Source organism: Streptomyces sp. NPDC059828 (genome assembly GCF_042731955.1).
GTDB lineage: Bacteria > Actinomycetota > Actinomycetes > Streptomycetales > Streptomycetaceae > Streptomyces.
In genome coordinates, this window is sequence record NZ_JBHWIW010000071.1 from 16,062 (window position 1) to 24,363 (window position 8,302).

Consider the following 8,302-nt stretch of genomic DNA (forward strand, 5'->3'; position numbering starts at 1 on the left):
GGGGGGGGGGGGCGGCGCTGGGGGGGGTGGGTGCGGGGGTGGCGGTGGGCCGCGGGGCGGGGGGGGGGGGGCCGCGCCGCCCCCCCCCCCCCCCGCCCCGGCCCCTGCCGAGACGCGGCAGGAGTCCGGATCAGGGGGCCGTGATGAGGCAGGTCGCCGGGCAGGTGCCGGAGCACGTGTAGAGGCAGCCGCCCGCCTGCTCCTCCTCGGCGGGAAGCTCCTGCAACGCGTCGAGGTCCAGTTCCAGTGCCATGTTGATCACCTCCTCTCTCCGTGCGTGGTGACGGCAGGGGTCCGGATCAGTCCCCCGTCTGGTGACAGGTGTACTGGCAGGTGCCGGTGCACGTAATGCCGCACTTGCCGGCCTGCTCCTCCTCGGCGGGGAGCTCCTGCAACGCGTCCAGGTCCAGAGCGAGCGCCAGGGTCGGGCGCCTCCTCTCGGCTACGCGTGGTGCGGCGGCGACCCGGATCACGGAGACGTGATCGTGCAGGTCGCCGGACAGCTGTACTTGCACGAGCGGGCGCAGATGGCAGCTTGCTCCTCCTCTGCGGGGAGCTCCTGGAGGGCATCGAGGTCCAGCTCCAGCGCCAGTGCCAGTGCCGAATCCATCATGGGTTTCACTCCTTTCACTTCACGTTGCGGACGGGCGGGGTACTCCCGCTACGGGCTGGTCACGCAGCACGTCTGCTCGCAGCAGCACGTTCGCTTGCAGCAGCCCGCCAGCTCCTCCTCGGGCGGGAGTTCCTGCAACGCGTCAAGGTCCAGTGAGAACGCCATGGTTGATCACCTCCTCTCCTCCGCCAGTGGGCGTCCGCGGCGGGTCGTCCCGCCGCCGTCGGTGAGGAACCTGGTCACGACGGCGGTGACCGGGTCCCCGACGGCCGCGCCGATGGCGGCGTGGCCGTGGTCGGGAAGTTCGAGGTAGCGGAAGTCCGCGCCGTCGCGGCGTCCCAGCGCGGTCAACCGCGCGGCGAGGGCACGGGAATGGGACACCGGTGTGGACTCATCTCGTGCTCCGTGGACGAGCAGCAGCGGGGCCCGCAGGCCGGGTGCAAGCCGCTCCACGTCGCGCGGCCCGATGGCGTCGTCGGCGGGGGTGAGCCCGTCGAGGCGCTCGACCATGCCGCGTACCGTGGTGAAGCCGTCGGCGTGCAGGCGGGGTCCGGACAGGAACGGCGCGACGGCGACACAGGCCGACCACGTGCCTGGCTGGGTGGCCGCGGCGAGAAGTGCGAGATAGCCGCCGTAGCTGATGCCGAACACGGCCGGGGGCTCCAGACCGGGTGCGCGCTCCCGCGCGATGTGCGCCCCGGCGGCGGCGACATCGGCGAGGTCGGGTACACCCCAGGCTCCGACGATGGCGAGGGTGTGTGCGGCTCCGTAGCCGGTGCTTCCGCGCTGATTGGGCGCGACCACCGTGATGCCGGCCGCCGCGAGCGCCTGGAACAGCGGTTCGAAGCCCAGGGTCCAGCGGCTCGACGGGCCTCCGTGCAGGGCCACCACGACGCGGGGGCTGGTGCGCCAGTCGGGGCCCTGGACCACGGCTTCGACCGGTCCTTCGGCACCGGGGAAGGTCTCGAGTCTGGCGGGCGCCCAGGGTCCCGTCCGGGGGACGGGTATGTGGAGCCGGTCGGCGTCGGGTCCTGACCAGGCGAGGCTCCGGGGGTGGCCGGGGCCGGCGTACGGAAGCCATATACCCGCGCTCGTCCAGGCCGCGCTGGGCAGGAGTTCCCCTTCGGGCAGCGGGATCGGGTGGACGGCTCCCGTCACGGTGTCCCAGCGGCTGAGCACCGATCTGGCGCCGAGGGTTCCGATGACGGCCATGGCCGTACCGGTGGGGTCGAGGGCCACCGGATGGGCCACGCCCGGTAGTTCGCCCCCCGGATCGAGGGCGCGGCAGGTTCCGGTGGCGAGGTCGGCGAGTACGAGTACGGCGCCTGCCGGTCCGCGCGAGGCCAGCAGGACCCGCTCACCCGCCGCGGCCAGGACGTGTGACCGCGGGTCCAGGAACGGCACCGGTTCCGGTGCGCCGCTGGACGGATCGACGAGTACCCGCGTCCTGCCGGATCCCTGGCCGACGGTCAGCAGCAGCCGGTGGCCGCAGACGGCCGCGTCCAGTACCGGTCCCGGCAGCCTGGCCACTTCTCGCATCCAGGGGGTGGCCGCCTCCACCACCGCGTAGAGCCTCCCCGCATCCCCGGCGCTCCCGGCATCCCGGCCTCCCAGCCAGGCGAACGCCAGACACCCGGCCGCCCCGGGAGCGGGCAGCAGCCGCAGCGGCGGGCCCGAGTGGGTGCCGACGGGGGTGCGTTGGCCGTCGCGGTGGAGCAGTTCGAGGATCTGGATGCCAGCGGCCCGGTGCCGGGAGATCAGCAGTCGTCCGGTGTCCAGCGGCAGGGCCATGGTGTACGCCGGGCCGCCGTTCAGCCCGGCGGCGAAGTCGCGTCGTGGTCCGTCAGCGTGCAGGGTCCAGCTCTCGGCGTGGTAGCGGCCGGTGGTGTCGGCTGCCAGGCAGACGGCCCGGCTGCCGTCTGCGGAGAACCGGAAGCTGATCCTGGAGATCATCGCGCCCGGGTCGGTCGACGGAGGCCGCCGCGCGTGGGGTGGAGTGCCTGATGGCGTGTTCATCGCCCGGGGACCGCCTGCCCGGCGGGGCGGGGAGTCGGGCCCGCCGCACAGAAGGCGTCCGTCGCGAGCCCGTCGGCCATCCAGGGCCGGCTCCCGCCGTGGCGCAGTCGCAGCAGGAATCCCACCGCGCCACTCAGGCCGACGTTGTAGTCGACCGCCACCGTGCGCAGCGACTCGTCCGGCACCAGCTGCCGCTCCTCGTGGACCGCGTGGCGCAGCACCATGGCGGCGGCCAGTTCCTCGGCCCAGCCGTGGTACGGGCCCCCGATCGCGTCGGCGAGGTCGAGCAGGAACTCACCGTTTCCGGCGAGACCGTGGCAGGCCGATGTGCCGGAAGCCCACTTGACCTGCCGTACCGCCGCCGCGGCCTCCTCCGCCAGGGTGAGGCAGCCCGTGTCGCCGGTGGCGCGCCACAGCCGCAGCAGGAAGGTGCCCACTCCGGATGACCCGCTGCACCAGTGGAACCGCAGACCCGCCCCGGGCGCGTCGGCGCGGTCGGTGCGCCAACTGGCCCCCCAGGGCGCCCGCTCGGCCGTGGCGGCGAGCGTGGCCCCCGCGGCCACCGCGGCTTCCAGGTACTTCTCCTCGCCGGTGGCCTGCGCGGTCGCCAGCAGGGCGTACCCCACGCCCGCGACTCCGTGGGCGAATCCCAGGTGGGTGATACCCGCCAGCAGGGAGTCCGTGCCGGCCGGAACGGGCCAGTACACCTGGCCGCTCTCCCGTACGGCAGCCGCCAGCAGCGTGTCCGCGGCGGTGCGCACCCGGTGGAGGAACTCGGGGCGACCGGTTCCGCGCCACAGGTGGAGCTGGGCGATCAGCGCTCCCGCGACTCCGTGGCACACGTCCGGGTTGGGCCACACCACGGGTATGCCGAGGGCGAGTTCGACGGAGTGCTGTTCCAGCTCGGGATCGCAGAGGTGGCGTGCGGCGTCGAACAGCGCCCAGGCCGTACCCGAGCGTCCGAAGTACAGGCCCGGCAGGAGCCGGGGCGCCGTGTTGCGCCGCCGGTCGGTCCAGCGGGCGGCATGGGCGACCGCCGAGTGCAGTTCCTCCCGGCCGAGCAGGCGGTCGGCGAGCGTGAGCACGCTCAGGACACCGGCGCTGCCGTGCTGGACGTTGCAGGGGTCGGTGTCGCTGCCGAAGTCGGTACTCGGCCAGAGCCGGTGGGCGTCGGACGGGGCAAGGGTGGCCAGGACGTGGGCGAGGCCCTCGTCGGCCATCCGTTCCTGTTCGGCCGGGGCCAGCCGGTCCGGCGCGTCCGGGGCACTCGCTCGATGCGTGACGGGCGTCGTGGACGCACCGGTACGGGCGGCATCGGCGCCGGCCGCCTCGGCCAGGAAGGTCCGCAGGCGTTGGACGGACCAGCGTTCCCCGGGGGTGTCGGCGGTCAGCCCGCGTATCGCGGGGGCCAGCAGCCTGGCCGCGGGGTTGTGCTCGCCGACCGCGGTCAGCAGGGCGCTGATCCGGCCGTGCACCGACAGGGGCTCGGGCTTGTCCTCCCCGAACAGCGGGGCGGTGCCCACCGTGGCGTAGAACAGCACCGCGCCCAGCGAGAAGAGGTCCGCCGTCTGCTGCGGTACCGGTCCCTGACGGGGATGCACCAGCGTCTCCGGGGCGGCGAATCCGGGTGTGTGGCCGCGTGCCGCCCAGGTGCCGGGGACGGCCGCCAGCTCCGGGTCCATCAGCTTCAGTCCGCCGTCCAGGGCCACCATGATGTTGGGCGGGGTGAAGTCCTGGAACACCAGGCCGCGTTCGTGCACCTGGTCCAGCAGATCCGCCAGCTTCCTCGCCAGTGGCAGCGCTTCCCGGGGGTGCAGTCCGGTGAGGGGGCCCGTCTCGTCCAGCCGCTCGGTCACCCAGGCGGCCAGCGTCTGTCCGGGCAGCAGCGACTCGACCAGGAACGTGTGCCCGCCCTTGTCGAAGACCTCGATCGGCTCGGCCGCGATTCCGGCCAGCGTGGCCAGCGCCGCCGCCTCGGCCCGCAGACCGTCCCGGGCGTCCCGGCCGTTCCACCGGACTCCCACATGGGCGCGGGCCTGTTTGACGATCACGGGGGCACCGTTCGTGCGGTCCACGGCCCGGTACACACCGCCACGGGCCGCCTGACGGATGGCCTCGCGCACCTCGTAGCGATCCGCGACCAGCACCGGCCGTGGCCCGGTCCCGCGGGCGGGGGCCGCCTCTGCCGGGCCCTGCGCCTTCGCCGACGCTGCGGGGAAGGGCGGTTCGGTCCAGGGTGGCGGGCTGAACCACGGCTTGCGCAGGTCCTCCACGGGAGTGCCGTCCGGGGCGGCCACTCGCAGTTGGTGGACCCCGTCGTCGGTCAGCACCGGCACGCCCTGGAACGCGCCGTAGCGGTAGTGCACCAGGCTCCCGGGCCGTAGCGGCCGGTCGGACAGGATGGCCGGTCCGGGCAGTCCTGCCGTGGCGTCGTCCAGCGCGACGGCGAGGGCCCGCAGCTGGTCGTCGTCGGCCGGGTAGACCGTGATGACCTTTCCGCACTGGGCGCGGTCGGCGCGCTCCCCCGTCAGCTCCTCGACCACCGCGATGCTCTTGGCGAACTTGAACGCACAGCCGTGGTCGACCAGCGGACCCGCCACCCGGTGGAGCACCTCAGGCGCGGAGAACCTGGTGGCCGACACATGCAGCTTCCAGCCCTGGATCCGCTCGACGGCTCCGCCGTCAGCAGGCTCCACGCGGCACCACACGTCGTTCTCGGTGAGCGTCCAGCCCTCCGCCCGCCGCTCCCCCAGCAGCGCTTCCACGACCCACCGCAAGCGAAATTCCTGCATCAGACCGTGCGCTCCTCCCGGTGATTCGTCGCCCGGCGGCGACCTCGGCGACGAATCTCGCAGCGGCGGCAGGGCCGCAGCATGAGGGTGCGGCCCCTGATGCGGCGACGGGAGCGAACAAGGGGCCCCCTCGGTGAGCACCCTCACCGAGGAAGTGGAGGAGACACCGCCGCTACGTCTGCGGGATCTGCGTGATTGCCACGATGTCCGCCCCCCGCTACGTACTCGAAGATCGGAATCGGTCGTCCGATCCGCCCACGAGGCGGAGACGGTGGCATCAGATCCGTACCCGTGGCGGCGGGGGGCCGTCCGGGTGAAGCAGGAGGCGAGGCGGGGTCGTTGGAGCAGAGTCGGCGTGCAGCCGGGTCGGCGGGGCAGTGGGGGAAGTCGCACCGGGCGGTGGAACGTCCGGGGCCGGAGGACGGTACCGGTCGTGGCGCTCCGCCGGGTGGCGCCGGGCGAACGGGCCGGACAGCGGGTCCGGGTCGCGCGGACCGTACGGCTCGATCGGGGGCCGCCGCGGGATCGCGGTCGCTGGTCGGCCGTGAGCGCGAGATGGCACTGCTGAGGTCGGCCGTCGCAGGGTGCGCCGACGGCGCGTCGGCGGTGGTCGAGATCACGGGCGATCCCGGACTGGGCAAGACGCGGATGCTGGCCGAACTCGGCGCGCTGGCCCGTGCCGAAGGACTCGTGACGCTCACCGGCCGGGCCTCGGAGTTCGAGCGCCGGCGCGTGTCCGGGGCGTTCACCGGTCCCGGCCGGTGCGCCGACGGCCTCGCTGACGACCAGGGCACGTCATGGGGCTCGGCGCCGGACAGGCCGCCCACCGGGGCCTGGGACAACGAGATCGGAGCGCTCCTCAACGTGGTGCTGGGCCGTGGAGCCGGTGCACACGCGGTGCTGCCCCCGTCCTCCGGCGGCGAGCGGGACCCTCTGCGCCACGCTGTCAGCGGGGCGCTCACCGCCGCGGGCCGCGGTCGCGGGATGCTGCTCTGTCTCGACGATCTGCACTGGGCCGACGACGGCACACTCGACCTGCTGCACCATGTGCTGCGGCAACCGCCCCCGGCGCCGCTCGTCCTGGCGTGCGGCTACCGGCTGCGGCAGGCGCAACCGAAGCTCATCGCCTCCCTCCGTGCGGCTGCCGCGCGGTACCGCACGGTCAGCGTCCCGCTCGCTCCGCTGGAGCGGCAGTCCTGTGACGCCCTGCTCGGCACGGGGCTCCTCCCCGCTGAGAAGGACCGGCTGTACACGGCCGGTGGTGGCAATCCCTTCTATCTGGAGGTGCTGAGCGAACTGGCCGCCGCAGGCACAGGTCCCGACGGCTTCTCCGGGCTTCCCGTCGCCCTGCGGGCGACGCTGGCCCGCGACTGCGCGCTGCTGACCGACGAGCAGCTCTGTGTGCTGCGCGCGGCCGCTGTGCTCGGCGATCCCTTCGACCCGCTGCTGCTGGCTCCTGTCGCCGCCCTGCCGTCCCCTGCCGCACTGGGGGCACTGGACGGCCTCGCCACCAGGGACCTCGTCAGGTGCGTGAGCACACCCGGGCAGCGAGGGCAGCGGGAGGACGCCCGCCAGCTGCTCCGGTTCAGGCACCCGCTGATGCGCGAGGTGGTGTCATGGGAGACACCGCCGGGCTGGCGGCTGGCCGCCAACCGGCGGGCCGATCACGCGTTACGCCGCAGTGGGGCCGGGCCGGTGGAGCGCGCGCCGTATGTCGCGCGTTCGGCCCGGGTGGGCGACGGTGAGGCGGTCCGGGTCCTGTCCGAAGCGGCGACGCTGACGCTGCACGCGGCACCGTCGATGGCGGGGCAGTGGCTGCGTACGGCCCTGGACCTGTGCGCCACACGGCGAAACGGGGATACGGCCCGCGAACGCCTCGGTCTGCTGCTCGGACTGGCCCGTGCCAGCGGAATGACCGGTGACCTCGCGGCCAGCCGCGACGCTCTGGCCCGGGCCCTGGAACTCGTCCCGGACGACAGGCCCGACCAGCGCATACCGATCGCGGCGCTGCGTGCGGTCGTCGAGCGCGTGCTCGGCAGTCCCCGCGCGGCGGGGCGCGTCCTCGAGGGGGAACTGGCCCACTGGTCGGCGGAGGATCCGCGCCCCGACCCCCTGCGGATGCAACTCGCCACGGTGGGCATGGCCCTGGGTCGGTACGTCGAGGCCGACGCCCAGCTCGGAACGCTCCTCGCCCGCAGCCCCGCGCCGGTCGATCCCAGGACCCGTACTGCGGTCGCCGCCTGCCGCGCCCTGGGGGCCGCCCACCGCGGCCGGACCGCCGCCCTGCGGAGCTGCGCCACGGAGGCGGCCTCGTCGATCGACGCCATGGGCGACATGGAGCTGGAGACCTTCCTCGACGAGGTGGGCCAGTTGGGGCTGGCCGAGTTGCTGGCCGGGCGCCATGACGATGCCGTACGGCATCTGGGCCGCGGTGTGCGGGTCGCCAGGCGGACCGGGCAGACCTTCGTGCTGCCGCACCTGCTGGTACACCGGGCGCATGCCCAGCTGGCGAGCGGCGATCTCGACGGCGCGCTGGCGTCGGCGGCGGACGCCGAGGAGACCGCCCGGATGATCGAGCGGCCGGAGTTCGCCGGCCACGCGCTTGCCCTGCGTGCGGCGTTGACGGCGGTGCGGTGCGGGCCGACCGCCGCGATTCCCGAGGCCGAGCAGGCTGTTGGCACGGTCGGCCGGTGCGGTCGGATGTGGGAGCTGTCGGTGTCCGTACTCGCGCCGCTCCGGCTCGACCAGAACCGTCCCGACGAGTGCCTGGAACTGCTGCGGACCCTCGTGGCGGCGGACGTCCCCCCGCCGACGTACACGCTGCGGCCCATGTGGTGGGCCTTGGCCGCCCGGGCCGCGGCGGCCACGGGCGACCTGCGGG

Annotated in this window: 7 protein-coding genes; 1 reads left to right on the forward strand and 6 read right to left on the reverse strand. The window is 74.0% G+C overall.

Annotation, left to right across the window (positions count from 1 at the left end):
- Nucleotides 1–130 precede the first annotated feature (130 nt).
- The 6 genes from ACFV6V_RS29380 to lanL are packed head-to-tail and all read right to left on the reverse strand — an operon-like array spanning nucleotide 131 to nucleotide 5,421.
- Entirely contained in the window at nucleotides 131–253 is a 123-nt protein-coding gene (locus tag ACFV6V_RS29380) for an ALQxL family class IV lanthipeptide (protein ID WP_361287243.1), read from the reverse strand.
- A gap of 46 nt (nucleotides 254–299) precedes the next feature.
- Nucleotides 300–473, reverse strand: a complete 174-nt coding sequence (locus tag ACFV6V_RS29385) for an ALQxL family class IV lanthipeptide (RefSeq protein ID WP_385570856.1) — start codon at nucleotides 471–473, stop codon at nucleotides 300–302.
- Nucleotides 470–613, reverse strand: a complete 144-nt coding sequence (locus ACFV6V_RS29390) for an ALQxL family class IV lanthipeptide (RefSeq protein ID WP_385570858.1) — start codon at nucleotides 611–613, stop codon at nucleotides 470–472. Before ACFV6V_RS29390 ends, ACFV6V_RS29385 begins: the two co-directional genes overlap by 4 nt.
- A gap of 48 nt (nucleotides 614–661) precedes the next feature.
- Nucleotides 662–778 carry an ALQxL family class IV lanthipeptide gene (locus ACFV6V_RS29395; RefSeq protein ID WP_385570859.1) on the reverse strand — a complete coding sequence of 39 codons (117 nt, stop codon included), beginning with the start codon at nucleotides 776–778 and terminating at the stop codon, nucleotides 662–664.
- A 6-nt stretch (nucleotides 779–784) separates the two neighbouring features.
- Entirely contained in the window at nucleotides 785–2,566 is a 1,782-nt protein-coding gene (locus ACFV6V_RS29400; protein ID WP_385570861.1) for an alpha/beta hydrolase family protein, read from the reverse strand.
- A gap of 59 nt (nucleotides 2,567–2,625) precedes the next feature.
- Nucleotides 2,626–5,421 carry a class IV lanthionine synthetase LanL gene (gene lanL / locus ACFV6V_RS29405; RefSeq protein WP_385570863.1) on the reverse strand — a complete coding sequence of 932 codons (2,796 nt, stop codon included), beginning with the start codon at nucleotides 5,419–5,421 and terminating at the stop codon, nucleotides 2,626–2,628.
- Between the two features lie 555 nt (nucleotides 5,422–5,976).
- On the opposite strand from lanL, the gene ACFV6V_RS29410 reads away from it, so the two are divergent.
- Nucleotides 5,977–8,302: AAA family ATPase (locus ACFV6V_RS29410; protein ID WP_385570864.1), on the forward strand; the 2,326-nt coding region annotated here is incomplete at its 3' end.